The organism is Janthinobacterium sp. OK676, assembly GCF_900103595.1.
Classification (GTDB): Bacteria; Pseudomonadota; Gammaproteobacteria; order Burkholderiales; family Burkholderiaceae_D; genus Janthinobacterium.
Genome location: NZ_FNHA01000002.1, coordinates 557,733 through 579,806, shown reverse-complemented (window position 1 = coordinate 579,806; position 22,074 = coordinate 557,733). Strand labels below are relative to the sequence as shown.

Below are 22,074 nucleotides of genomic sequence, written 5' to 3'. Positions count from 1 at the left end.
GCATCTCCCGCCCCGGCTTTTTTGCGTCCGCAATCTGGTCACTTGGATAATATGTACAGGCAAACTGTGCAGTCTAACTGGCTATCTGTTATAGTGGAGCCCGTTGATCCACCACACGGCTACCATGAGCACCCCGCAAGAAGACCACGAACAAGTGCTGCAACTGGCCGGAGAATTACGCATCCTGATCGGCAAATTGCGCCGCCGCCTGCGCGAGGAAGCGCACCTTGGCGACGTCAGCATGTCGCAGGCATCCGTCCTGAGCCGTCTCGAGCGCGACGGCCCCGCCACAGCCAGCAGCCTGGCCCGCGCCGAAGGCATGCGGCCCCAGTCGATGGCCGCCACCGTGCAAGCCTTGACGGAAGCGCGGATGGTGACGGGCGCGCCCGATCCGGCTGACGGCCGGCAAACCATCCTGACCCTGACGGACAGCTGCCGCGCCTGGATCGCGGCCAGCCGCGCCGCGCGCGAAGACTGGCTGGCGCGCACCATCGAAACCCGGCTCGCGCCGGCCGAAGTCACCGAACTGGAAAGGGCGGTGGCGCTACTCAACCGTTTGGCGCAATGAGCTCGTCATTGCTACCCTGAAACCCAAGGCAAGGAGGCCTTACCCCCGCAGATGAACAACACATTCCGTTCGCTACGCAATCCCAATTACCGTATCTGGGCCGGCGGCGCCCTCGTGTCGAATGTCGGCACCTGGATGCAGCGCACGGCGCAGGATTGGCTGGTGCTCAGTGAGTTGACGCAGCACAATGCCAGCGCCGTCGGCATCGTCATGGCCTTGCAATTCGGCCCGCAACTGCTGTTGCTGCCCCTGACGGGCATGGCGGCCGACTTGCTCGACCGGCGCAAACTGCTGCTGTGCACGCAGGCGGCCATGGGATTGCTGGCGCTGGGCCTGGGCTTGCTCTGTATTAGCGGACTCGTGCAACTGTGGCATGTGTATGTGTTTGCCTTCCTGCTCGGCTGCGTGACGGCCTTCGATTCGCCCGTGCGCCAGACGTTTGTCTCCGAAATCGTCGCCGAGGAAGACCTGACCAATGCCGTGGCGCTCAACTCCACCTCGTTCAACGCGGCCCGCATGCTGGGCCCGGCCGTGGCCGGCTTGCTCATCAGCAGCGTCGGCAGCGGCTGGGTCTTCATCATCAACGCCGTCTCGTTTGCCGCCGTGATCGGTTCGCTGTTGCTGCTGCGCGTGGAATTGCTGCGCCGCGCGCCGCGCCTGAAGGCCACGCGCGCCAGCCTGGGCGAGGGTTTCCGCTACGTGCGCCAGCGGCCCGACCTGATGGCCATCCTGCTGATGCTGTTCCTGATCGGCACCTTCGGCTTGAATTTCCCGATTTTCCTCTCGACCATGTCCGTGACGGCCTTCCATGCGGGCGCCGGCCAGTATGGCGTGCTCAGCTCGATCATGGCTTGCGGTTCCGTGGCCGGCGCCCTGCTGGCGGCGGGGCGCGGCCAGCCCACCCTGGCCTTGCTGCTGGGGGCGGCAGCGCTGTTCGGCCTGGCTTGCGCGCTGGCCGCCGTGATGCCCAATTACTGGCTGTTCGGCATGATGCTGGTGGTCATCGGCATCGCGGCGCAAACCTTTACCACCAGCGTCAACAGCAGCGTGCAACTGTCGACGGCGCCCGCCATGCGGGGCCGCGTGATGGCCATCGTGCTGGCCATTTCGGCGGGCGGCACGCCGCTGGGCGCGCCCATCGTGGGCTGGGTGGCCGACACCTTCGGCCCGCGCTGGGCAATGGGCATCGGCGCTTTGTCGGGCCTGGCGGCGGCCCTCGTCGGCGTGCGCTACCTGGTCAGGCATCACCAGTTGCGCTTGAACATCGACCTGCGGCGCTGGCGCTTCGCACTCAGCAGCGACCAGCGCTGACGCCAGCTGTCAGAGCGGCAGCAGTCCCGTGCGGGCGGCCGCCAGGATGGCGGCGCTCAAGCCGTCGAGCAGGCTCGAGGCGGCGCGCGCCGTATGCCAGTGCAGAGGCACGTCCAGGGGCGTGTCGGGCAGCAGTTCGACCAGGCTGCCACTGTCGAGATGGGACTGGATCAGCGCCTGCGGATGCAAGCCCCAGCCCATGCCGGCCAGCGCGGCCGTGACGAAGGCGTGCGACGAGGGCAGGGCGTGGCGCGGCAATTCCACGTGCCGGTGGCACAGGCGCCGCACCCAGCGCGCCTGCAGCTCGTCCTTGGCATTGAAGACGAGGCTGGGCGCCAGCGCCAGGCTGGCGGCGCCCACGCCATGGGAAAAATGCCGGCGCAGGAAGGCGGGACTGGCGGCCGCCAGGTAGCGCATGGCGCCCAGCGGACGGCTGTTGCAACCCGAGGCGGGCCGGGCCGTGGCGCTGACGGCCGCCAGCACGGCGCCGCTGCGCAGCCATTCGGCCGTATGGTCCTGGTCATCGACGGCCACTTGCAGCAGCACCGGATGCGCGGCCGCGAAGGCGGCGATGGCGGGCGCCAGCCAGGTGGCCAGGCTGTCGGCGTTCACGGCGACGGGCACGCTGGCGCGCGACATGCCCTGCGCTGCCAGCGCCGGCAAGGTGCCATGCAAATCCTGTTCCAGCAATTGCACCTGGTCCACGTGCTGGCACAGGCGCCGGCCCGTTTCCGTCGCGCGGCAGGGCTGGTCGCGTATCACCAGCGCGCAGCCGACGCGCTCTTCCAGCACGCGGATGCGCTGCGAAATGGCCGATGGCGTCACGTGCAAGGCGCGCGCCGCGCGCTCGAAACTGCCTTCGCGGATGACGGCGGCCAGTGCGGCGAGGGCGGCATAATCGAGCATGAATGAAGTTTTCCTTAATTAACTGTAGAAAAGGTAGTTTGCCTTCATTGCATGCGGCTGGCAAGATCGTTGCATGACACTCTCGACCGCCACCACACCACTGGTTTTTTCCGTCTTTGCGCAGGGCCTGACCCTGGGCCTGGGACTCATCGTTGCCATCGGTTCGCAAAATGCCTTTGTCTTGCGGCAAGGCTTGCGCCGCGACCACGTGGGCGCCATCGTGCTGTTCTGTGCCCTGGCGGACGCGGCGCTGATTGCCGCCGGCGTCCTGGGCATGTCCCGGGCGCTGGGCCAGCGTCCCATGCTGGCCAGCGCGCTGGCGCTGGGCGGCGCCATTTTCCTGGCCGTCTACGGTTGGCAAGCCCTGCGGCGCGCGCGCCGTCCCCAGCAGCTGCACGCCGCCGAGGGCGGGGCTGGCCTCGGCCTGGCTGCCATCCTGGCGCAGGCGGCCGCCTTTACCTTGCTCAATCCCCATGTCTATCTGGATACGGTATTGCTGGTGGGAAGCATCGGTGCCCAGCAGCCGGGCGCGCTGCGTGCCTGGTTTATCGCGGGCGCCAGCGCGGCCAGCCTGCTGTGGTTTGCCTCGCTCGGCTATGGCGCGCGCTGGCTGGCGCCGTGGTTTGCGCGGCCCCGGGCCTGGCAAGTGCTCGATGGCTTGATCGGCGTGACCATGTTCGTACTGTCGGCGCTGCTGCTGCGCCATGCGCTGGGCTGATAGCCCTGATCAGCGCGCGGCAGGCAGCGGCGCCGGTGGCGCCGGGCGCAGGGGATTCGGCGGCGCCGGCGGCGGTGGCCGGTCGCGCGTGGCAAAGCCGCGCGGCAGCAAACGCGCCGTTTCTATGCCGCGCAGGAACATGTTCTGGAAGGGCGTGGCCAGGTAGGGCAGGACCATGCCGATCACCAGCAAGCCTACGCCCAGGGTGACGGGAAAACCGATACCGAAAATGTTCAGCTGCGGCGCGGCCCGCGTCAATATGCCCAGGGCCACGTTGGTCAGCAGCAGGGCGGCGATGATGGGCAGCGAGATTTGCAGGCCGGAACGGAAGATTTCTCCGCCCCAGGCCGCCAATTGCTGGAAGCCGCCGCCGTTGATGGGGCTGGCCGAAATGGGCAGGCTGACAAAGCTTTCCGCCAGCGCCGCCAGCAAGACCAGGTGGCCGTTGACGGTCAAAAACATCAAGGTGGCCAGCATGACGAGGAACTGGCTGATGGCCGACGACCTGCCCTTGGTTTGCGGGTCGAAGAACGAGGCAAAGCCCAGGCCCATGGTCAGACTGCTGAGTTCGCCCGCCATTTCGATGGCGGAAAACACGATGCGGATGGAAAAGCCCATGGCCAGGCCCACCAGCATCTCTTGCGTGAGGATCAGCAAGCCGGGCAGGGACATCGGGTTGACGGCAGGCAAGGCCGGCACGGTGGGGGCGATGATCATGGCCAGCAGCGCGCCCAGGCTCACCTTGACGGTGGCCGGCACGGCCGCGTTGCCGAACAGGGGCGCGGCCGCGATCAGGCCGAGGATGCGGCTAAGCGGCCACAGCAATGCTGCGATCCACGTGTTCAGTTCGATGCTGGACAGGGTCAGCATGGCAGCAATCGCGGCACTAGCCCACCAGGTTCGGGATGCCCGTAAATACCTGGCGCATGTAGTCGAGCATGACGGACAGCATCCACGGGCCGGCCACGACGATGGCGACAAAGATGCCGACCAGCTTGGGGATGAAGGACAGGGTCGCCTCGTTGATCTGCGTGGCCGCCTGGAAGATACTGACGATCAAGCCGATGATGAGGGCGACGAGCAGCATGGGCGCGGCCACCATCAGGGTGATTTCCATCGCATGGCGGCCCAGGGTCATGACGCTTTCGGGTGTCATCTGCTTCCCCTAGTAAAAACTCTGAGACAGCGAGCCCAGCAGCAATTGCCAGCCGTCGACGAGCACGAACAGCATCAGCTTGAACGGCAGCGAGATCGTCGCGGGCGACATCATCATCATCCCCATCGACATCAGCACGCTGGCGACCACCATGTCGATGATCAAAAACGGGATGAAGATGGCAAAGCCGATCTGGAACGCCGTCTTCAGTTCGCTCGTGACGAAGGCGGGCACGAGGATGCGCAGCGGCACGTCTTCCGGGCCTTGCAGGGCGGGCGAGCGCGACATCTTGGCGAACAGGGCCAGGTCGGCCTGGCGCGTCTGCTTGAGCATGAAGGTTTTCAGGGGATCGACGCCCTTGTCCATCGCCTGCTGCATGGTGATCTTGTTTTCCTGGTAGGGCAGATACGCATCCGTATAGATCTTGTCGAACACGGGGCCCATGACGAACAGGGTCAAAAACAGGGCCAGGCCCACCAGCACCTGGTTCGGCGGCGCCGATTGCGTGCCGATGGCCTGGCGCAGCAGGGACAGCACGATGATGATGCGCGTAAAGCAGGTCATCATCAAGAGGGCCGCCGGCAAAAAGGTGAGCGACGTCATCAGGATGAGCGTCTGCACCGGCAGCGAATAATTCTGGCCGCCGCCCGGCGCCGGCGTGCTGGTAAATGCCGGGATGCCCGGTTCGGCCAGCGCCCACAGCGGCAAGGCCAGGGTGGCGGCCGCCAGCAGCCACGTCAGGGGAGTCTTCAAGGTGGACCACGCCATCTGCTGCTTATTTCCCATTGCGTTTTTCGATGGTCTGTTTCAGCCACTCGGAAAAATTGGCGGCCGCGGGGCCGTTTTGCGCCGTGGCCAGCTGCGGCAGATCGCCTTCCTGGCGCGGCATGGTGGCCAGCGCGTTGATCCTGCCGGGCGAGGCGCCGACGACGATCCACTGGTCGGCCACTTCGACGAGGACGATGCGTTCGCGCCCGCCCAGGTTGAGCGAGCTGACGACGCGCATCTTGTTGTTGCCGCCCATGACCTTGGGGCCATAGCGTTTCATGAACCAGGCCAGGCCGATCAACAGGGCCAGCACGAACATCAGCGCGAAAATGGTTTGCAGCAGGCTGCCGGCCGAGCTTGCCGGCGCCATCGTCGCCGGCGCGCCGGGCGGCATGGCGGGCAGGGCGGCGGCCGGCGACACGGCAGGCGCCGCTGCCGGCGCCGCTACCGCTGACGGTGTCTCGCTGGCCACCGCGACGGAAGCGCTGGCGGCGCTGGCCGCCGGCGTGGACGCGGCTGGCGCTTCAGCCAGGGCAATGCTGCATGCCGCCATGAGCGGCAGCACGGTGGAAATCAACAGGCCAGGCTTCATTTATTCAATTTTCGGATGCGTTCGGACGGCGTGATGATGTCGGTCAGGCGGATGCCGAACTTGTCATTGACCACCACCACTTCGCCCTGGGCGATCAGGCAGCCGTTGACCAGCACGTCCATCGGTTCGCCGGCCAGGCCGTCGAGCTCGACCACGGAACCCTGCGCCAGCTGCAGCAGGTTCTTGATGGCGATCTTGGTGCGGCCCAGTTCGACCGTCAGCTGCACGGGGATATCGAGGATGAAATCGATATCGTTGTGCGTTTCCGACTTCGACGCCTGCTTGGAAAAGTCCTTGAACACGGCGGCGCTGGCCGCGCTGGCCGTATTGGCCGCCTGGTTCTGCAGCGCTTCGGCTTCCGCCTTGGCCTGCTCGGCAATGGCCGCGCCCCAATCGTCTTCCGCGCTTTGGTCGTCTTGGTTGTCAGACATGTGTTTCTCCTGTTGTACAGAGTTGGCCGCCAAGCGGCCAGTGTATATATTAATTGTAACGCCCGGCAAAACCGTAGCGAGCGGCAGTGATTTGTGGCTAAGAAGCGCAACCGTGCTGGAGCACGGTGAGCATCGCAGGCCGCAAAGCGCGACGCGCAGTAGGTTTGGTCAGGTGTTTAGTGGTTGTTCATGTTATCGGCATTAGCGAGGAGTTTCTCCACCTTCAATGCATATTGTCCGTTCAACACGCCGTATGTGCAATCCATCACGGGCACGCCGTCGACGGTGGCGGCGATCAGTTCGGGAATATTCAGGGGGATGATGTCGCCCACCTTCATGTTCAGGATTTCATCGAACGACACGCGCGCCGTGCCCAGCGACGCCACCAGCTCGACTTCGGCGATCTGGATCTGCTGCGTCATCAGGCGGATCCAGCGCTTGTCCACTTCCAGCGCCTCGCCCTGCAGGCTCGAGGTCAGCGAATCGCGGATCGGCTCGATCATCGAATACGGCATGCAGAAGTGGATCTGTCCGGAAACGGAGCCCAGTTCCACCGTAAACGTGGACGCTACGACCACCTCGTTCGGCGTGGCGATATTGGCGAACTGCGTGTTCATTTCTGAACGGATATATTCGAACTCGACGGGGAAGACCGGTTCCCACGACTTGGTATAGGCTTCGAAGACGATGTCGAGGATGCGCAGGATGATGCGCTGCTCCGTCTGCGTAAAGTCGCGCCCTTCGACGCGCGTATGGAAGCGTCCGTCGCCGCCGAACAGGTTGTCGACCAGCAGGAAGACGAGGCCCGGATCGAAGACCATCAGGGCCGTACCGCGCAGCGGCTTCATGTGCACCAGGTTCAGATTGGTCGGCACGACCAGGTTGCGGATGAACTCGCTGTATTTCGACACGCGCACGGAACCGACCGACACTTCGGCGCTGCGGCGCAGGAAGTTGAACAGGCCCACGCGCAGCAGCCGGGCGAAACGCTCGTTGATAATTTCCAGCGTTGGCATCCGGCCGCGCACGATGCGCTCCTGGGTTGCCAGGTTGTAGGTACGAACTCCCGTGACGTCTTCCGGCGCCTGCGCGTCGTCCTGGTCTCCGTTGACGCCCTTCAGAAGGGCATCGACTTCTTCCTGGGAGAGGAAATTATCGGCCATGGCTGCTTATTGAATGATGAATGCGGTAAATAATACGTCCGTCACGTCCTGCTCCGGCCCTTTGTCTTCGAACGGCTGGTTCACCTGATTGATGATTTCGGCCGCCAGTTGCTGCTTGCCTTCCACGGTATTGAGTTCGGACGCCTTCTTGCCGGACAGCAGCAACAGCAAGCGGCTGCGCACCTTTGGCATGTTCAGCTTGATGCTATCCATCTCTTCCGGCGTGCCTACCTGCAGGGTAAACGCGATCTGCAGATATTGCTCGCCATTTTCCGGCTGCAAGTTCACGGTGAAGGCATCGATGGGCACGAAAACGGGCGGACCTGCTTTCGAAGCGGCATGCTTTTTCTTGCTGGGCGCCGATTCTTCTTTATCGGCCTTGCCATGCAGGAAGTACCAGGCGGCACCGCCGCCGATGCCGCCGGCGACCAGCACCGCGGCCAGCACTATGATCAGAAGCTTCTTTTTCGAGGCGCCGGCGGGGGCCAGGCCTGCATCTGCTTTCGGATCTGCTTTCATTTTTGGATTTGCTTTCAATGGTACTCGAGTGCATGGAAGTGGATCACGACGCCATTATGTCATTATCGGCAAATTCTGCGCAGAAGGATGCGGTGAAAAGAGGGAGGAAGCGCCTTCAACTCGCTGTTTTTATACGAAAAGTTATGCCTTGGGGCGCGCCTGTGGCCTGCGGACGACGAATTGTCATCAGGCAAAGGTATCGACGGCACTCAGGCTGGGCCGGCTGCGTCCGCCTGCCGCCGGCGCGATGGCGATCTCGCCACCGGAGACGCCGCCGCCCTGGCCATTGCCACGGCGTTCGCCCGAGGCGGCCCGTTCGCCATGGTTTTGCTGTTCCGGCGTGCCGGCCGAGACGGTGGCGCTGCCGAAGGCAATGCCCGCTTCGCTCATCATCTCGCGCAGGCGCGGCATGGCCGCTTCCAGCGCCTGGCGTACTTCCGGCTGGGCCGACATGAAGGCGGCATCGGCCTGGTCATTGGTGACTGTCAGGACCACTTGCACGGGTCCCAGGTCGGGCGGATTCAGGGTCAGGGTGGCGCTCTGGTCGCCGCCGGCCGCCATCCACACGACTTTCTGTCCCAGTTGCTGGTCCCAGGCCGGCGTGCCGACGCGGCCCGTCAGCTTGTCGGCCGGCACGGCCACGGCCGCCGCGGCCTGTTGCAGCGTGCTCGGCTGCAACTGGGCCGCCAGGCGGCTCAGGTCGGCAGGCATTTCCTTGAAGATAGCTTCGGCCGCGGCGCTGCCCGCCTTGGCGGTCGCCGCCAGCTGCGCGTCAATCGCCAGCTTGCCCGGTTCGGTCTTGCCTGCCGGCACGCTGGCGCCTGGTGTGGCGGCCGCCTTGCCCTGGGCCAGGCCCAGGCTGTCGGCAAAGTCGCCGCTGTCCGCTTGCGTGGTAACGGTGGCGGCGGCCTTGCCGCTGCCCTGGCCGGCAGCCAGCAATGGGCCTGTTGCCAGGCCCTCGGCCTTGACGCTGGCGGCGCGCACGGGCAGTTCCGGCACGGCCTTGGCTGTCGCGACAGGTGGCTGGATGGCCAGCTGGATGCTGCCCACGAGGGCCAGCATCGCGGCGGCCGGATCGGCTGGCGGCGGTGTTGTCTCGACGGGGGCTGCGGGCGCGCTGGCCTCGGCCACCGTGCTGTCGGTGGCGGCGGGTGCCGTCGCTTCGGTGGACTGCGCTGGCGGTTGTTCGCTGCTGGCCGCCTGCTCGGTGCCCGCTTGCGCCGGCTTTGCTTCATTGGCGGGCGCTGGCGTGGCCGCAGGGCTGGCAGGACGGGCCGCCGGCGCTGGCGCTGGCGTTTGCGCCACGTTGCGGCTGGCCTGGCGTTGTTCGATCTGGCGGTTCAGGGTGCGCTGGAAGTCGCCCGCCGCGCCGCTGGTGGACGGCTGGCTGCGGTTGGCGGCGCCCGGCGTGGCGTTCGGCGAGATAATCTGGGAAATCGGGGTTGGCTGGGTTTGCATGATGCTGCCTTAGTGTTGCTTAGCGTTTGTAATAGGCTTGTCGCGCCGCGTGCTCATCCATTGCCTTCTGGTCGCGCTTGTTTTCCAGCTTCAGCGCCTGTTCCTGCGCCCGGTTGTTCAGGGTGGTGTAGGACATGCGCTTGCGTTCGGCCAGTTGCCAGCGCATCTTTTCATTGTCGCTGCGCGCTTGCGCATGCTCGACCACTTGCTGCTGGCCCATGATGGCGCTGTCGAGCTTGGTCATGAATGCCTGGAAGTTGCGGTAAGCCATGGGCGTGATGCCGTTGCTCATGCTCGCCTCGAAGCGCTGGGCATAGTCGTCGCGGTAGCCGGACAGCATGTCGAGCTTCTGGCGGCAATCGTCGAGCGCTTTCAGGGCCGCGCCCAGGCGCTTGGCGCAATCGTCCGTTTCGCGCTGGGCGAGGTCGATCAGGGTTGCAAGTTGGGAAGGAGAAGCCATGGCTGATTATATTCCCGCTATGCAAGTCCTAATCAGTCGAATAGAGCGGTAAGTTGCCCCAAGCTCTCGTCCATGCTGACCCGCTCCGTGATTTGCTGTTGCAAAAACGCCTCGATCTTTTCATGCAGGGCGATGGCCTGGTCCAGCACGGGGTCGGTGCCGGCGCTGTAGGCGCCCACGCTGATCAGGTCGCGGCTGCGTTCATAGCGCGAATACAGCTGTTTCAGCTTGCGCGCCTGCTGCTGGTGCTCGTGCGTGGTGATCGAGTGGGCGGCGCGTGAAATCGATTGCTCGATGTCGATGGCCGGATAGTGGCCCGCTTCGGCCAGGCGGCGGTTGAGCACGATGTGGCCATCGAGAATCGCGCGCGCCGAGTCGGCGATCGGGTCCTGCTGGTCGTCGCCCTCGGTCAGCACGGTGTAGAAGGCCGTGATCGAGCCGCCGCCTTCCTCGCCATTGCCGGCCCGTTCCACGAGCACGGGCAGCTTGGCGAAGACGGACGGCGGATAGCCCTTGGTGGCGGGCGGCTCGCCGATGGCCAGGGCGATTTCGCGCTGCGCCATGGCGTAGCGGGTCAGCGAATCCATGATCAGCAGCACGTTTTGCCCCTGGTCGCGGAAGTGTTCGGCAATCGCCGTCGCATACGCGGCCCCTTGCAGGCGCATCAGGGGCGGCGTGTCGGCCGGCGCGGCCACGACGACGGAGCGGGCCAGGCCTTCGGCGCCGAGAATCTGCTCGATGAATTCCTTCACCTCGCGTCCGCGTTCGCCGATCAGGCCGACGACGATCACGTCCGCTTCCGTGTAGCGCGCCATCATGCCCAGCAGCACGCTTTTACCGACGCCGGAACCGGCGAACAGGCCCATGCGCTGGCCACGGCCCACCGTCAGCATGGCGTTGATCGAGCGCACGCCCACGTCGAGCGTGTCGACGATGGGCGCGCGGCCCAAGGGATTGGCGGGGCGGACATTGATGGGGGCGCTGTCGACCGTGTGCAGCGGACCGAGCTGGTCGAGCGGCCGACCCGCGCCGTCGAGCACGCGGCCCAGCAGTTGCGGACCCACGGGCAGGTGGCGCGCGCGGTCGCTGGGGCGGCGGCGCGGGTGCGCCACGCTGCCGGGGCGGGGGATGGCCGGTTCGACGGAAAACACGCGCGTGCCGGGCACGATGCCTTCGACGTCGCTTTGCGGCATCAAAAACAGGCGGTCGCCTTCAAAGCCCACCACTTCCGCCTCGACCCGGCCGCCATTGGGCAGCGGCACGGTGCAGGCGGCGCCGACGGCCAGGCGCAGGCCCACGGCTTCCATCACCAGGCCGGCCACGCGCGTGACCCGGCCCGAGATTTGCATCGGTTCCACGAAGCCGACGACGGCCGAACAGTCGTTCAGGTAGGCGCGCCAGCGCGCCGCATGGGCAGTGGGGCCTTTGACGGGCTCGCTCACGGCGCCAGCCAGTCCAGGTCCTTGCCCAGCGCATGCGTCAGGCGCTGCCAGCGGGTGGAGCTTTGCGCGTCGATCTGGTTGCTGGCCGTGTCGATCTTGCAACCGCCGCGTTCCACGCTGGGGTCTTCGATGACACGCCAGCCGCCCTTGTCGAGCTCATCGCCGATGCCGTCGCGCACCACTTGCGCATCTTCCGGGTTGAGCATCAGCAAGGCCGGTTGTTGCAGCACGGGCAAGTATTCGATGGCTTCGCGCACCACGGGCAGCATCAGTTCGGGGCGCACGGGCAAGGCAGTCTTGAGCATGCCCTTGGCCAGCTGCAGGGCCAGTTCCATGACGTCGTTGGCGATCAGTTCGTCGGCCTGGTGCACGGCCGTGCCGAAGTCGACGGCGATGGTCTGCAGGTGCGCCAGCTCCACGGCGGAGGCCGCCTTGCCTTGCGCATACGACTCGGCATGGCCATCGGCATGCCCGGCCGCATGGCCTTCCGCATAGCCGGCCGCGCGGCCTTCCTCGAAGGCCGTGGCGCGCGCTTCCTCGCGGATGGCGTCGAGTTCTTCCTGCGTCGGGTATTCGAGCGGCGGGGCCAGCTCTTCCTCGTGCATTTCCGCAAACGGGTCGAGCTCGGGTTCCGGATCCGGTTCCAGCAGCTTGCGCGCCGCCACCACGCTGGGACGTTCGTCGCCAAACGAGGTCATTTCCCAGCGCTGGTAGGCGGTTTGCTGCTCTTTGGGAATCAAATTAGACAAACGAATCCTCGCCTTTTCCGCCTAGGACAATCTGCCCCTCGTCCGCCAGGCGGCGCACGATCTGCAGGATCTGTTTCTGCTGCGATTCCACTTCCGACAGGCGCACGGGGCCTTTCGACTCGAGGTCTTCGCGCATCATTTCGCCGGCGCGCTGCGACATGTTCTTGAAGATCTTGTCGCGCAGCTCTTGCGAGGCGCCTTTCAGGGCGATGATCAGCATTTCCGACTGCACTTCGCGCAGCAGCAGCTGGATGCCCCGGTCGTCGATATCGATCACGTTGTCGAACACGAACATTTCGTCCATGATCTTTTGCGCCATGTCGTTGTCGTAGTTCTTGATGTTGTCCATGACCGAGCCTTCTTGCTCGCCGCTCATGAAGTTCAGGATTTCGGCCGCCGCGCGCACGCCGCCCAGCGACGATTTCTTGATGTTTTCGTTACCCGACAGCAGTTTCGTCAGCACGTCGTTGAGTTCGCGCAAGGCGGCCGGCTGCACGCCGTCCAGGGTGGCGATGCGCAGCACCACGTCGTTGCGCAAACGGTCCGTGAAATGGCCGAGGATTTCGCACGCCTGGTCGCGTTCCAGGTGGACGAGGATGGTGGCGATGATCTGCGGGTGCTCGTTGCGGATCAGCTCGGACACGGATTGCGAATCCATCCATTTCAGCGATTCGATGCCGGACGCATCCTTGCCGCCCAGGATGCGCGACAGCAGCACGGACGCCTTGTCGTCGCCCAGCGCCTTGGTCAACACTTGCCGGATGTATTCGTCCGAATCGAGGCCGACGGTGGAATTGAGTTCCGTCTGCGCGCGGAAGTCGTCGAGCACTTCGACCACCTGTTCGTGCGCGATGCCCTTCATGGTGGCCATGGCGGCGCCCAGTTTCAGCACTTCGCGCGGGCCGAGGAATTTCATCACTTCGGCCGCTTCGCTCTCGCCCAGTGCCAGCATCAGGATGGACGCTTTTTGCAGTCCCGTTGTCTCAGTCATTATTGCCTATCCATGCTTTGATCACGTTGGCCACCACGCGCGGGTCTTCCTGCGCCAGTTTCCTGGCCATCGCCAGGTTTTCGCGATAACCGCGGGCAGTGTCTTCTTCCAGCTCTTCCAGCTCCGCTTCGCTGAGCAGGACTTCGTTTTCTTCGTCCGTCTTCTCCAGTTCCGGCTCGATGACGGGCGGCGGGGCGCCGAAATCGTCGATCTTGCGCATCACGGGGCGCAGCATCGGCCGCACGATCTTGATGAAGATATACAGCAGGATCAGGGCCGTGATGAGGAATTTCGCCAGTTCCTTGGCCAGCGGCAAGTTGGCCGGGTCGCGCCACCACTCGAGCTTGCCTTCCGGCGCGCGGTCGATGCCGTCGAAGGGCGAGTTGGCCACGCTGAAGCTGTCGCCGCGTTCCTTGTTGTAGCCCATCGCTTCCTTGACCAGGTTATTGATCTGGACCATTTCAGCAGGGGAAATCGGCTTGACGGTGACCTTGCCATCCTTGTCGAAGCTGCGGCGATAGTTGACGACGACGGCCACCGACAGGCGGCGCAAGCCGCCCATGGACTTCTGCTCGTAGCGCACGGTCTTGTCGACTTCATAATTCGTCGTCGATTCCTTCTGTGTCGGCGTCGTCGGCGTGCCGCCCGGTGCGCCCGGCGCCTCGGCCGTCAGCGGTGCCGTCGCCACGCCTGGCGGCTGGTTCGACAGCGCGCCCGGCACACCGGACGGGTTGGCATTGCCGGCGCCCGTCGATTCGCTCGTTTGCTGGCTGCGGATGGTGGACGCTTCCGGCGGCGAATTCGGCTTGTAGGTTTCGGCCGCCTGCTCGCTTTGCGAGAAATCCACGTCGGCCGTCGCTTCGGCGCGCACATTGCCTTCGCCGACGATGGGCAGCAGGATCGATTCGACCTGCTTGATCACGCTTTGCTGCAACTGCTGCACGTACTTCAGCTGGTTCGGGTCCAGGCTCTTGATGCCGTTGGCGCGGTCCTTGTCCTTTTCCTGGTTCGACAGCAAGGTGCCCGCCTGGTCGACGACGGTGACATTGATTGGCAGCAATTCCGGCACGCTGGACGCCACCAGATGCACGATGGCGCTCACTTGCAGCTGGTCGAGGCCGCGGCCCGGGTGCAGGTTCAGCAGCACGGACGCCGTCGGTTTTTGCTGTTCGCGCACGAAGACGGATGGTTTCGGCAGGGCCAGGTGGACTCTGGCCGTATCGACGGCGGAGACGGATTCGATCGATTTCGCCAGCTCGCCCTCGAGCGCGCGCTGGAAATTGACCTGTTCCAAAAATTGCGACACGCCCAGCTTCTGGTTTTCCATCAGCTCGAAGCCCACGTTGCCGCCCTTGGGCAAGCCTTGCGCCGCCAGTTTCAGGCGCGCATCGTGGACTTGCTCGGACGGCACGAGAATGGCGCCGCCCCCTTCGGAAAACTTGTGCTTGATGCCCAGCTGGTCCAGCGAAGCGGTGATGGCGCCGCCGTCGCGGTCCGTGTAGTTGGAGAACAGGACCTTGTATTCGGGCGGCTGGTTCCACATGTACAGCGCCACGCCGATGGCGACCAGTGCCGCCACGCCCAGGCCGCGCAGGAAATTCTTGCCCATCGGCGTCTTGGCGAACGCCTGGATGGACTCCACGGGCGAGCGGGCAGGCGCCGGTTCCGGCGGTATGCGGTTCACATCGATTTCTTCGGCTACAGCCATGATTGCCTTCCGGGGCGCGTATATTGGGTATTGAGTGGGGGCCGCTTCCACAGGAGGAGGGGGCGATATGCAGAATTATCCGCCACTGTCACGCGCTTCAATCGTCCAAATAGAAGGCGCTTTTGCCGCCTGCTCGGCCGAGCGGCTGGCGTTGGCGCTGGTATTGTGGAACCCTGGCAACATGTGACGGAAGTTATTGTACCCGTCGTTGCCTTGCAAGCCAGGGTTTTGTTCTCTGGGTGCAACAGGCATGGAACAGATATGAAGCAGACCAGAATCGGGAGGCAAAGTGAAAACAGGCGGTATCGATAGCAGCAGGATCGAGGCGATGATCGCGCAACTGAAGTCGGCGGCCACGCGGCCGGAGGCGAAAATACCGGCGATCCAGACCGAGATGCCGGCGGCGAAGGTGAATTTTGCCGATGCCTTCAAGAGCGCGCTCGACTCCGTGAGCGGCGCGCAACAGGCGTCGTCGGCGCTGAGCCAGCGCTTTACCATGGGCGACGAAAAGGTCAGCCTGTCGGACGTGATGGTATCGATGCAAAAGTCGAGCATCGAATTCCAGGCGACGGTGCAGGTGCGGAACAAGCTGGTTTCTGCATATCATGACATCATGAATATGCAGGTTTAAATTATGGCACCCCAAGCGCAAGGGCCGGGGTCGAACCCTCAGGGACTCGGCGTCCCCGTTCGACCCCAGTCTTCGTTTTGGGTTAACTTAACTGAATATCAGCCCAACCCAGCCATGCGAGCATTCCGCTCGCGTTCAAGACGCGTGATATAGCGCTGCACGTGCGCCAGCATGCTGCGCGGCAGGTCGACGAACTGGCAGCCGAGGCGGCGGTTCAGCTTGTTGTTCAGCAGGGTCATGTCCAGCGAATTGCGGATTTGCAAGGTCGCGGTGACGATGCCGACGTCGGGCAAGTCGATGCGGCAGCCGGGATAGTCCCTGCCGATGGTTTCGCCCAGCATCAGTTTATTGTCGAGGATGGCGATGCCGCCGCAGCTGATGTCGGCCAGCGGAAACAGGGTGTCGGCGCCACCGAGCGAGGGTGGCAGGGGAATCGAGACGCGCACGGGATTGCTCACGGGCGTCGTCATGCGGTAGTACTCGCGCCGCTGCAAGCGGATCAGTGTTTCTGGAATGGCAATTTTCAGGGCGGGCGTGCCGCCGTAATTGCACTCTTCCACCAGGGCGCTGGCAAACAGGATGCGGATCTTGTCGAGCGAGGTTTCAAACGAAATGCCGGTGGCGGCCACCATGCGCCGGTTCTGGTCGGCATTCACGGAACGGTCGAGGATGACGGTATTGTGGTCGGCATCGACTTCCAGGATGGACGTGACGCACACATCGGATTCACCGTGGATCAGCATGCGGATCAGCTGGTTCTTTTCGCTGATGCCGCGCAGCAAGGCGATGATTTCCCGCCGCGATTCCACTTCAAAATCATGCCAGTTTTCGAGGCCGGAATCCATAATATGTGCTTGCATTGATGCCTGTCTATGTATCGGTGAGGTTGACGCTGGTGTCGGGCGGCGGCGGAATCGGCCCGCCATTCGCAGATTCAATATGATATAACCAGGCCAGCAGTTCCGCAATCGCCCGATACAGGCCGGGCGGAATCTGGCGGTCCAGGTCGACATCCATCAGCAGCGCCACCAACTCCTTCGATTCATGCACGAAGACGCCGTGTTCGCGCGCCGTGCTGATGATCTGGTCCGCGATCAGGCCGCTGCCCTTGGCCACCACCTTGGGCGCCGGCGTGCCGCTCTGGTAGGCCAGCGCGACGGCCGTCTGCGGCACCTTGCGCCTGGTGTCGTCAAGCATCATCGTCCCCTGTCGCATCCGGCTTGCCGGCAATCGTCAAGGATGACAAGGGCCAGCCCGCCGCGTCGAGCGACGCTTCGAGCCGCGCCGCATGCTGGCGCAAGGTGTCGGCGCTGCCTTCGCTGCCCGCCTGCAACTGGATGGCGACTCTGCCGCCCTGCAGGACCACATGCGCGGCCAGGTCGCCCAGCAGGGGGAACTGGAAGCGCACATTGCTGCGCCAGGCCGTCGCTTCCTCGTCGGCCTCCGTGCCTGAGTGCTGCTGTCCTTCCGGCGCATCACGGCTGATATCCCACTGCATCTTCTGGCCGGGCCAGGCTTCGCCCTGCCACTGCACGCGCGCCTGTTCGTGCGTATGCAGCTGCAAATTGATCAGTTGCGCCGAAGCCAGGTCGGTACCCGTCCTGGCCATGTCGCCCTGGGCCGCCTTCTGCATCTGCGGCTCCAGCAGCAGCGAGGCCAGCGGGCGTTTGCCCTCGGCCCATTCGGCCACGTGCGATTCATAGAACAGGCCGCTGCTGCCGACCGCATCCTGCAGTTTCTGGGCCACCTGGGCGGGAGCGGCGCCGGGTGTGGCCATCAGCGGCGTCTTGCCGACCAGCGACAGGGGTGCGCCGGGCACGCTTTCCGCCTGGCTCAGCACCGTGCTGATGGCGCGCGCGGTGGTGCTCAGCTCGGGCGCGGGCGTGTCGCCAGCCAGGGCGGGCAGCAGATTGGCGGGTGTCAGGGGCGCACGGCTGAGCAGGGTGGCGGCCGTGCTGCTGGCGCGCGTGCCCGCCTGGGCGGCGCCGGCCTGGGGGCCGCGCGTTTCCGCCGCTTCGGGCTCCGCTTCCGCGTCCGCATAGGTCAGCAGGGCGCTGGCGGGCTGGTCGCGATTATTGCCGATTTGAAAAGAGGGGCGGGGATTGATGCCGATCAGGGTCAGCGGGATTTCCGAGCCCGGCTGGGCGCCGGCGGGCAGCTGCATGCGGGCCGGCGTGCCGGCCACGCGCACGAGGTAGCTGCCGTCGCCCATGCGGGCCAGCACCTGTCCCTGCATGGATTTGCCGATCAGTCCCTGCAGCGAGCGCTGGAACTCGGCCTGGCGTGGGTCGGCGACGGCATCTGCCGCCCGCGTGACCTTGACCGGGGTCAGGGGCGTCATGCCGATCGCATCCATCTTCGGCAACATGAGTGACCTTGCCCCGTGGGCGCTTAGAGGCCGTAGGCGCTGGCCAGGCGCCGTTCGGTGCCGGTGCTGTTGATCAGCTTGGACAATTGCGCCATCCACGGCATGGTGAGGTCGCGGATCTTGCGGTCGTCTTCCAGCATCTGCTTGATCAGGGTGACCTTGCGCTGGCGGCCCGCGCTTTCCAGCACGACTTTTTCTTCATTCGCCTTCAACGCCTCGACATGCGCGCTCACTTGCTGTTCCAGCGCTTCGAGCTCGTCCCAGTCGGCGTTGCTGGCGGCGGTCACCATCCGTCCCGTCAGGGTCTGCATGGTTTCGTAGGTGGTCAGGACTTCTTGATTGGTCATCATGGGTCAGGCGCTCGCAAGGCTGGGCATACGTTTCAAATCGGCGCCGGGGATGGCGGCCGGCGTGGAACCGATGGCATTCCAGGTTTCACGCAGGTCGGTCAGCAGACGCTGCACTTCTTCCAGCAGGGTAATATCATTGTTCAGGTTGGCCATCAGCAGGCGCGCGCTCATGTATTCGTACAGCGCGTCGAGGCCTTCGGCGATCTGGCCGCCCGCTTCCTTGTCCAGGCTGGCGCGCAGGCCGTTGTCGATGATCTGGATGGCTTTCGAGATGGACTTGCCTTTTTCCGGAATATTTCCCGACTTCATGTGCATCTGCGCGCTGAGCACGGCCACCAGGGCACCGTCGTACAGCATCACGATCAGCTTGTGCGGCGAGGCCGAGCCGATCCCCGTTTCCAGGCCGACCTTGGCATAGGCATTGACGCCGCGTTGTTGGGTTCCAAACATGTAATTCTCCTGATGATGGCGCTTAACGGTTGGCGGCGATGGCGGCCAGCTGCTGGGTCAGATAGGTTTGCGTACCCTGTAATTTGTTCAGGGACACGTCCAGGCGCGTGTATTGGGCACGGTAGCGCGCCTCGATGTCGGTCAGTTTCGCGCTGAACTTGTCGCGTTGCGCCGCCACCGTTTTCAGCGATTCATTAATGCCGTTCGTGCGCCCGGTGATCATGCCGCCCGTGCCCAGGAACGAGGTGGCCAGGTTGTTCAGCTGGTAGGCATAGCCTTGCGAAAAGCTGACCGTGCCGCGTGAGCCGGTGGTGCCGCCGGTCACTTCAATTTTCAAACCATCGGCTGGCGAGCCAGGGGCGCCCGTCAGGGTCTGGCCGGAGCCGACGATCGGCTGCCCGCCCAGCGTGCCGGCCACATCGGTGCCTTTGAGTGGCTTGGCTGCACCAAACAGGCTTTCCATGCTGGTTCCCGTGCCGCTGCTGACGGCCAGGTTCGAGACGGAGCCATAGCGGCTCGAGGAAAGGACCAGTTTGCCCGTGCCATCGATCGCAGCCGACACCGTCGAGCCGCCGTCCGCAAAGGCCTTTACGCCGTTGATCGATGACTGCACCAGCGATGCCAGCTGTGTAGGAGTGTAGGTGCCGGCCGGAATTGTCACAACGGCCGTGTTCTTTGCCGCGGAGGGATCCGTATCGTTGAGGGTGACGTTCCATGTTGTGTCGCTGGCAATGGTGGTGCTGGCGGGCAGTACTCCATCCGACGTGAGCGAACCTTGGCTGGCCATGGCGGAGATGGTGAGGTCATACGTGCCGGGCTTGGTGGCGGCCGTCGAGCCGCTAAACGCGACGTTGCTGTCGCTAGCCTTGCCGATGGCCGAGAACAGACCGGCGATGTCGCCGAAATTGGCACTGATAGCTTTGTCGAGCTTGCTTGTATCCAGTGTCAGGCTGCCATCCTTCTGGAAGGAGATGCCAACCTGGCTCAGATTGCTCATGCCGCTGCTCAAGCCTGTAATCGGTGCGCCCAGCTGCCTGCGCAATTGGCTCTGGATTGACTGTACCGTCGAATCACCTTGCAGAACGGCCCCCGACTTGGTATCGGGATTGTAGGCCGTCATTTTCCCGATCGAGGTGTTCAGATCGTTATATGCCTTGACGAAGGCGGTGATGCTGGTTTTGACTGTAGTAGTATCCTTGGCAACCGACAAACTGCTGATGCCTGTCTTTGTAATGTTCAGTGAGACACCTTCAATTGCCGTATCGATGTTGTTCGAACTGCTGGTAATGGGAATACCGTTGACACTGAACATGGTGTTTTGCGCTGCGCTGTTCTGTTTCAGATTTTGCGCACCGGCCACATCGTAGGCCAGCAGGTTACTCAATGCGCTGTCGGCGGGCTGGCCGTCGCTGCCGCTGAGCGAAATCTTCATGGCCGAATTGGCACCCGTCTTGGTCGAGCTGAGCACCAGGTGATACGGCTTGTCGCTACCGTCGGAGACGATGCTGGCGGTGACGCCAAGGCCCGCGTTATTGATGGCGTCGCGGATGCCTTGCAGGGTGTTGTTGGTGGCATCGATCACCACCGAACCTGTGGCCTGCGTGCCATCCTGGGTGAAGCCCGTATTCATATAAGCGCCGCCCGTGCCGGCCGTCAGCCCGGCTGCGGCCGGATTGCTGCCGGCAATGGTGATGGGGCTGGCATTGCCCGAGGCCAGCGTAATCGAACTGGCAAGCGTCACATTCGAGCCATCGTTGATGGAATTGGCGGCATGCCCAACGCCGCCCATGACGCTGCCTGTGACGACTTCTTCAATATTGAGGTTGGATCCGTCTGCGCGCGTAAACTGCAGGTTGCCGGCGGCTGCCGTGCCGGTGACGGTGATATTTGCGGCCGCCAGCGCATTCGAGACGGCATTCGGACCGGCAAGTGTCGTATCGAGCGAGGCAGCCGTGATGCCGCTGCCTGCGGCGACGCCATTGCCCTGGGTTACTATTTCGATACCGCCAACCGACAGCGCATAGGTGCCGTCCGCGCCGGTGGCGATATTGCCGAAACCGCTGAACATGCTGGCATTGCTGGCCGTGGGCTGGGCCGTGGCCGTGACGCCCGTGGTGCTGCTTTTGGCATTGATGGCGTCGGCCAGCGCGCGCGCGCTCTTGGTGCTGGCATCCGTGGGGATGGCCGTGCCATTGAGGATCAGTGAGCCGTTGCTCACGCCCGTGAGCAGGGTGCTGCCGCCCAGCGTCGTGCCGGTCAGGCCAAAAGTGCCGCCAGCGAGGGAGCCGAGCTGGAAGGAAACCGTCGTCTTGGCGCCGCTGCCGATGGTGGACAGCTTGCTGGCCATGCCGCCCGAGGTCAGCGTCTGCGCCTGGGCCAACTGGGAAACATTGATGTTATAGCTGCCGGCGACGGCCTTGGCACCGGCGCTGGCCGACAGCACCAGCGGGTCAGATGGCGTGGCGCTGACGGCGCGGAAATTGTTGGAATTCGTCAGCCCCGAAAGCGAACTTTGGAAGGTGCTGACGGATCCGCTCAGGGCGCCCAGCGCGCTGAGCTTGGCTTGGTAGGACGCGGTTTTTTTGTCATAGAGATTCAGCGGCGCGGATTCAGCCGTCATCAGCTTGTCGATGATGGCGTTCACGTCCAGGCCGCTGGCGCCGGCGCCGATGCCAGGCGATGATATTGTAGGGGTGATGGCCACGGAATGCTCCTAGGAAAACGCTAATATAAGCTGTTATCGGCAGAATCAATCAGGACTTGAGAGGGGGAATTACCGCGCTGTTTTCAGCCCGGGTAAAAAAACGGGATGGAAACGGGGGATGTTGCCGTATTTCCAGTAAAAATGCGGGGCCCGGTAGTCAGGCTACCTGGCCCCGGTGTGTTGCTGATGCGTGCTGCCACGATGCTGTCGCCGTGGACATGCTTTCATCTCAGGCGCTTTGGCTGATCAGGGAGCCCTTGGCCGCATCGAAGGTCTTGGCGAGCGCCAAGGCTTCCTTGGACGGAATCTGGCGCAAGACTTCCTTGGTTTCCTGGTCGATCACTTTGACCACTGTGCGCTGGCTGTCTTCGTCGACGGAAAATTCCAGGCCCTGGGTCTTCATTTGCGAAGACTGGTTCAGGTCCGATACCGCCTTGTCCAGCTGTTCACGGCTGGGTTCCTTGCTCGCTTGCTGTGCCGTGGTGGCACCGGTCTCCGTGGCACTGCGGGGCGCTGCCGGGCGCGCCGCATGCGTGTCCGCAGACGCATAACTCTTGTCTATTCTGGCCGCGGAGGCGGCCGCTATCGTGTCGATAGTCATGGTGCTCTCCTAGTGAAAATTCCCCGGCCG

General features: G+C 64.0%; 25 protein-coding genes. 4 read left to right on the top strand and 21 right to left on the bottom strand.

Annotated features, from left to right (window positions below):
- Positions 1-124 precede the first annotated feature (124 nt).
- Together BLU39_RS06190 and BLU39_RS06185 are read left to right on the top strand one after the other, a co-directional pair.
- Positions 125-568, top strand: a complete 444-nt coding sequence (locus BLU39_RS06190; RefSeq protein ID WP_092711041.1) for a MarR family winged helix-turn-helix transcriptional regulator — start codon at positions 125-127, stop codon at positions 566-568.
- 51 nt (positions 569-619) lie between these two features.
- The gene (locus BLU39_RS06185; RefSeq protein ID WP_092711038.1) at positions 620-1,879 is read left to right on the top strand and encodes an MFS transporter; all 1,260 of its coding nucleotides are present in this window, start codon (positions 620-622) and stop codon (positions 1,877-1,879) included.
- A 9-nt stretch (positions 1,880-1,888) separates the two neighbouring features.
- On the opposite strand, the gene BLU39_RS06180 is transcribed toward BLU39_RS06185, so the two are convergent.
- Entirely contained in the window at positions 1,889-2,785 is an 897-nt protein-coding gene (locus BLU39_RS06180) for a LysR family transcriptional regulator ArgP (protein WP_092711035.1), read from the bottom strand.
- 73 nt (positions 2,786-2,858) lie between these two features.
- Here BLU39_RS06180 and BLU39_RS06175 point away from each other — a divergent pair, with 73 nt between their 5' ends.
- On the top strand, positions 2,859-3,503 hold the full coding sequence (locus tag BLU39_RS06175; RefSeq protein ID WP_092711032.1) for a LysE/ArgO family amino acid transporter: 645 nt from the start codon (positions 2,859-2,861) through the stop codon (positions 3,501-3,503).
- Between the two features lie 9 nt (positions 3,504-3,512).
- On the opposite strand, the gene fliR is transcribed toward BLU39_RS06175, so the two are convergent.
- The 13 genes from fliR to fliF form a co-directional block, all read right to left on the bottom strand.
- A complete protein-coding gene (gene fliR, locus BLU39_RS06170) occupies positions 3,513-4,373 on the bottom strand; it encodes a flagellar biosynthetic protein FliR (RefSeq protein WP_092711028.1) in 861 nt (286 codons plus the stop codon).
- A gap of 16 nt (positions 4,374-4,389) precedes the next feature.
- Complete coding sequence (gene fliQ / locus BLU39_RS06165) at positions 4,390-4,659, bottom strand: flagellar biosynthesis protein FliQ (RefSeq protein WP_034754044.1); 270 nt, start codon at positions 4,657-4,659, stop codon at positions 4,390-4,392.
- Between the two features lie 9 nt (positions 4,660-4,668).
- A complete protein-coding gene (fliP, locus tag BLU39_RS06160; protein ID WP_092711024.1) occupies positions 4,669-5,445 on the bottom strand; it encodes a flagellar type III secretion system pore protein FliP in 777 nt (258 codons plus the stop codon).
- Positions 5,435-6,019: a flagellar biosynthetic protein FliO gene (fliO, locus tag BLU39_RS06155; RefSeq protein ID WP_092711021.1), complete on the bottom strand. Its 585-nt coding sequence runs from the start codon at positions 6,017-6,019 to the stop codon at positions 5,435-5,437. The genes fliP and fliO overlap by 11 nt, the downstream gene beginning before the upstream one ends.
- Positions 6,016-6,450, bottom strand: a complete 435-nt coding sequence (fliN, locus tag BLU39_RS06150) for a flagellar motor switch protein FliN (RefSeq protein WP_034754038.1) — start codon at positions 6,448-6,450, stop codon at positions 6,016-6,018. The genes fliO and fliN overlap by 4 nt, the downstream gene beginning before the upstream one ends.
- Positions 6,451-6,626: 176 nt before the next feature.
- A complete protein-coding gene (gene fliM / locus BLU39_RS06145) occupies positions 6,627-7,613 on the bottom strand; it encodes a flagellar motor switch protein FliM (RefSeq protein ID WP_034754035.1) in 987 nt (328 codons plus the stop codon).
- Between the two features lie 6 nt (positions 7,614-7,619).
- The gene (gene fliL / locus BLU39_RS06140; protein ID WP_092711017.1) at positions 7,620-8,132 is read right to left on the bottom strand and encodes a flagellar basal body-associated protein FliL; all 513 of its coding nucleotides are present in this window, start codon (positions 8,130-8,132) and stop codon (positions 7,620-7,622) included.
- Between the two features lie 186 nt (positions 8,133-8,318).
- Positions 8,319-9,590, bottom strand: a complete 1,272-nt coding sequence (locus BLU39_RS06135) for a flagellar hook-length control protein FliK (RefSeq protein ID WP_254788899.1) — start codon at positions 9,588-9,590, stop codon at positions 8,319-8,321.
- Positions 9,591-9,609: 19 nt separating this feature from the next.
- Entirely contained in the window at positions 9,610-10,050 is a 441-nt protein-coding gene (fliJ, locus tag BLU39_RS06130) for a flagellar export protein FliJ (RefSeq protein WP_092711014.1), read from the bottom strand.
- 32 nt (positions 10,051-10,082) lie between these two features.
- The gene (gene fliI, locus BLU39_RS06125; RefSeq protein WP_232731380.1) at positions 10,083-11,399 is read right to left on the bottom strand and encodes a flagellar protein export ATPase FliI; all 1,317 of its coding nucleotides are present in this window, start codon (positions 11,397-11,399) and stop codon (positions 10,083-10,085) included.
- Positions 11,400-11,488: 89 nt separating this feature from the next.
- Positions 11,489-12,241, bottom strand: coding sequence for a flagellar assembly protein FliH (gene fliH, locus BLU39_RS06120; protein WP_269800009.1), 753 nt, complete (start codon positions 12,239-12,241; stop codon positions 11,489-11,491).
- The gene (fliG, locus tag BLU39_RS06115) at positions 12,234-13,232 is read right to left on the bottom strand and encodes a flagellar motor switch protein FliG (RefSeq protein ID WP_034787109.1); all 999 of its coding nucleotides are present in this window, start codon (positions 13,230-13,232) and stop codon (positions 12,234-12,236) included. The genes fliH and fliG overlap by 8 nt, the downstream gene beginning before the upstream one ends.
- Positions 13,225-14,940, bottom strand: a complete 1,716-nt coding sequence (gene fliF, locus BLU39_RS06110; protein WP_092711008.1) for a flagellar basal-body MS-ring/collar protein FliF — start codon at positions 14,938-14,940, stop codon at positions 13,225-13,227. Before fliF ends, fliG begins: the two co-directional genes overlap by 8 nt.
- A gap of 328 nt (positions 14,941-15,268) precedes the next feature.
- On the opposite strand from fliF, the gene fliE reads away from it, so the two are divergent.
- Complete coding sequence (fliE, locus tag BLU39_RS06105) at positions 15,269-15,571, top strand: flagellar hook-basal body complex protein FliE (RefSeq protein WP_254788898.1); 303 nt, start codon at positions 15,269-15,271, stop codon at positions 15,569-15,571.
- A gap of 98 nt (positions 15,572-15,669) precedes the next feature.
- On the opposite strand, the gene BLU39_RS06100 is transcribed toward fliE, so the two are convergent.
- The 7 genes from BLU39_RS06100 to BLU39_RS06070 all read right to left on the bottom strand — a co-directional run bounded on the left by BLU39_RS06100 (position 15,670) and on the right by BLU39_RS06070 (position 22,044).
- Positions 15,670-16,416, bottom strand: coding sequence for a flagellar brake protein (locus BLU39_RS06100; protein WP_092711001.1), 747 nt, complete (start codon positions 16,414-16,416; stop codon positions 15,670-15,672).
- A gap of 25 nt (positions 16,417-16,441) precedes the next feature.
- Positions 16,442-16,768, bottom strand: a complete 327-nt coding sequence (locus tag BLU39_RS06095; protein WP_034787205.1) for an EscU/YscU/HrcU family type III secretion system export apparatus switch protein — start codon at positions 16,766-16,768, stop codon at positions 16,442-16,444.
- Positions 16,761-17,939, bottom strand: coding sequence for a flagellar hook-length control protein FliK (locus BLU39_RS06090; protein WP_092710998.1), 1,179 nt, complete (start codon positions 17,937-17,939; stop codon positions 16,761-16,763). The genes BLU39_RS06095 and BLU39_RS06090 overlap by 8 nt, the downstream gene beginning before the upstream one ends.
- Positions 17,940-17,962: 23 nt before the next feature.
- Positions 17,963-18,289 carry a flagellar protein FliT gene (locus BLU39_RS06085; RefSeq protein WP_092710995.1) on the bottom strand — a complete coding sequence of 109 codons (327 nt, stop codon included), beginning with the start codon at positions 18,287-18,289 and terminating at the stop codon, positions 17,963-17,965.
- Positions 18,290-18,292: 3 nt separating this feature from the next.
- Complete coding sequence (fliS, locus tag BLU39_RS06080; RefSeq protein ID WP_092710992.1) at positions 18,293-18,739, bottom strand: flagellar export chaperone FliS; 447 nt, start codon at positions 18,737-18,739, stop codon at positions 18,293-18,295.
- A gap of 22 nt (positions 18,740-18,761) precedes the next feature.
- Positions 18,762-21,443, bottom strand: a complete 2,682-nt coding sequence (gene fliD / locus BLU39_RS06075; RefSeq protein WP_254788897.1) for a flagellar filament capping protein FliD — start codon at positions 21,441-21,443, stop codon at positions 18,762-18,764.
- A 229-nt stretch (positions 21,444-21,672) separates the two neighbouring features.
- A complete protein-coding gene (locus BLU39_RS06070; RefSeq protein WP_092710989.1) occupies positions 21,673-22,044 on the bottom strand; it encodes a flagellar protein FlaG in 372 nt (123 codons plus the stop codon).
- Positions 22,045-22,074 lie beyond the last annotated feature (30 nt).

Excerpts from the sequence above, each read along its gene's own strand:
- fliS (WP_092710992.1), bottom strand. The coding sequence starts at position 18,739 with ATGTTTGGAACCCAACAACGCGGCGTCAATGCCTATGCCAAGGTCGGC.
- BLU39_RS06085 (WP_092710995.1), bottom strand. The coding sequence starts at position 18,289 with ATGATGACCAATCAAGAAGTCCTGACCACCTACGAAACCATGCAGACC.
- BLU39_RS06185 (WP_092711038.1), top strand. The coding sequence starts at position 620 with ATGAACAACACATTCCGTTCGCTACGCAATCCCAATTACCGTATCTGG.
- fliP (WP_092711024.1), bottom strand. The coding sequence starts at position 5,445 with ATGGGAAATAAGCAGCAGATGGCGTGGTCCACCTTGAAGACTCCCCTG.
- fliR (WP_092711028.1), bottom strand. The coding sequence starts at position 4,373 with ATGCTGACCCTGTCCAGCATCGAACTGAACACGTGGATCGCAGCATTG.
- fliF (WP_092711008.1), bottom strand. The coding sequence starts at position 14,940 with ATGGCTGTAGCCGAAGAAATCGATGTGAACCGCATACCGCCGGAACCG.
- fliG (WP_034787109.1), bottom strand. The coding sequence starts at position 13,232 with ATGACTGAGACAACGGGACTGCAAAAAGCGTCCATCCTGATGCTGGCA.
- BLU39_RS06135 (WP_254788899.1), bottom strand. The coding sequence starts at position 9,590 with ATGCAAACCCAGCCAACCCCGATTTCCCAGATTATCTCGCCGAACGCC.
- fliM (WP_034754035.1), bottom strand. The coding sequence starts at position 7,613 with ATGGCCGATAATTTCCTCTCCCAGGAAGAAGTCGATGCCCTTCTGAAG.
- BLU39_RS06175 (WP_092711032.1), top strand. The coding sequence starts at position 2,859 with ATGACACTCTCGACCGCCACCACACCACTGGTTTTTTCCGTCTTTGCG.
- fliI (WP_232731380.1), bottom strand. The coding sequence starts at position 11,399 with ATGCAAATCTCGGGCCGGGTCACGCGCGTGGCCGGCCTGGTGATGGAA.
- BLU39_RS06180 (WP_092711035.1), bottom strand. The coding sequence starts at position 2,785 with ATGCTCGATTATGCCGCCCTCGCCGCACTGGCCGCCGTCATCCGCGAA.
- fliQ (WP_034754044.1), bottom strand. The coding sequence starts at position 4,659 with ATGACACCCGAAAGCGTCATGACCCTGGGCCGCCATGCGATGGAAATC.
- BLU39_RS06095 (WP_034787205.1), bottom strand. The coding sequence starts at position 16,768 with ATGCTTGACGACACCAGGCGCAAGGTGCCGCAGACGGCCGTCGCGCTG.
- BLU39_RS06070 (WP_092710989.1), bottom strand. The coding sequence starts at position 22,044 with ATGACTATCGACACGATAGCGGCCGCCTCCGCGGCCAGAATAGACAAG.
- fliN (WP_034754038.1), bottom strand. The coding sequence starts at position 6,450 with ATGTCTGACAACCAAGACGACCAAAGCGCGGAAGACGATTGGGGCGCG.
- BLU39_RS06090 (WP_092710998.1), bottom strand. The coding sequence starts at position 17,939 with ATGTTGCCGAAGATGGATGCGATCGGCATGACGCCCCTGACCCCGGTC.
- BLU39_RS06100 (WP_092711001.1), bottom strand. The coding sequence starts at position 16,416 with ATGGATTCCGGCCTCGAAAACTGGCATGATTTTGAAGTGGAATCGCGG.
- BLU39_RS06190 (WP_092711041.1), top strand. The coding sequence starts at position 125 with ATGAGCACCCCGCAAGAAGACCACGAACAAGTGCTGCAACTGGCCGGA.
- fliJ (WP_092711014.1), bottom strand. The coding sequence starts at position 10,050 with ATGGCTTCTCCTTCCCAACTTGCAACCCTGATCGACCTCGCCCAGCGC.
- fliL (WP_092711017.1), bottom strand. The coding sequence starts at position 8,132 with ATGAAAGCAGATCCGAAAGCAGATGCAGGCCTGGCCCCCGCCGGCGCC.
- fliE (WP_254788898.1), top strand. The coding sequence starts at position 15,269 with ATGATCGCGCAACTGAAGTCGGCGGCCACGCGGCCGGAGGCGAAAATA.
- fliO (WP_092711021.1), bottom strand. The coding sequence starts at position 6,019 with ATGAAGCCTGGCCTGTTGATTTCCACCGTGCTGCCGCTCATGGCGGCA.